The 939-nt window shown below is 71.2% G+C and carries 1 protein-coding gene; it reads left to right on the top strand.

Going from position 1 to position 939, the window contains the following annotated elements; genetic code table 11:
* On the top strand, positions 1–777 hold a 777-nt coding region (locus HUK84_RS20200; RefSeq protein WP_176641792.1), incomplete at its 5' end, for an ATP-binding cassette domain-containing protein.
* Positions 778–939: the final 162 nt, after the last annotated feature.

Raw genomic sequence — 939 nt, 5'->3', positions numbered from 1 at the left:
GGTCCCGACGGGCTCGCCGCGGCGCAGACGGCGGGCCGGCCGGACATGCCGGCCCCCATTCCCCAACGCACGGCCGGGGGCGTCGAACTGTGCTTTTGCGACGTGACGTTCGCATGGGATCCGGCACGCGGCGCCGTACTGCGCAATCTCAGCTTCGAGGTCCGGCCCGGCGAGACGCTGATTCTCGTCGGTCCGTCGGGATCGGGCAAGTCGACGATCATCGAAATGATCCTGGGCTTCATCGCGCCCGATCAGGGCAGGGTGCTGATCGGCGGGGCGGATATCGCCGGCCTGCCGCCCGCGGCTCTGTCCGGCCTGATCTCGTGGATCGGGCAAAGGCCGGTGCTGTTCGCCGGTACCTTGCGTGAGAACATTCTGTTCGCTCGGCCCGACGCCACGGAAGACGCCGTGATGGACGCGGTGCGCGCGGCCGCGATCGACCGGTTCATGCCGGGCCTGCCGGACGGGCTGGACACCAGGATCGGCGAGGGCGGGTTCGGCCTGTCGGGCGGGCAGGCCCAGCGCGTGGCCATCGCGCGAGCCTACCTCAAGAACGCGCCGCTTCTGCTGCTGGACGAACCCACCGCTCACCTGGACCCGGCGACCGAGGCCGACATCTTTGCCAGCCTGCGCGCGCTGGCCCAGGGACGGACCGTCATCCTGTCCACCCATTCGGCAGCCGCCCGCGCGCTGCCGGGGGCCTGCCTGGACCTGGGCGCGCGCCAGAACCCCGGACAGGACGCCACCATATCCGAGGAGCCCGCCCATGCCGGATAAGACGCGGGACAAGATACCGGACAACACGATGCCGGCTGTGCCCCGGCACGACCATGACGGGCTGGCCCCGGTCCTGCAGGTCCTGGCATTGTGGCGCGGCCGCGCGCCGCTGCTGCTCGCGGGGCTGTTCCTGTCCCTGCTGGCGCTGCTGTCCGGCCTGGT

Origin of the sequence: Nguyenibacter vanlangensis, from assembly GCF_013376155.1 — a bacterium.
Taxonomy (GTDB): Bacteria; Pseudomonadota; Alphaproteobacteria; order Acetobacterales; family Acetobacteraceae; genus Gluconacetobacter; species Gluconacetobacter vanlangensis.
The sequence above is the reverse complement of the archived record's forward strand: the minus strand, read 5'-3'. Positions and strand labels throughout refer to the sequence as shown.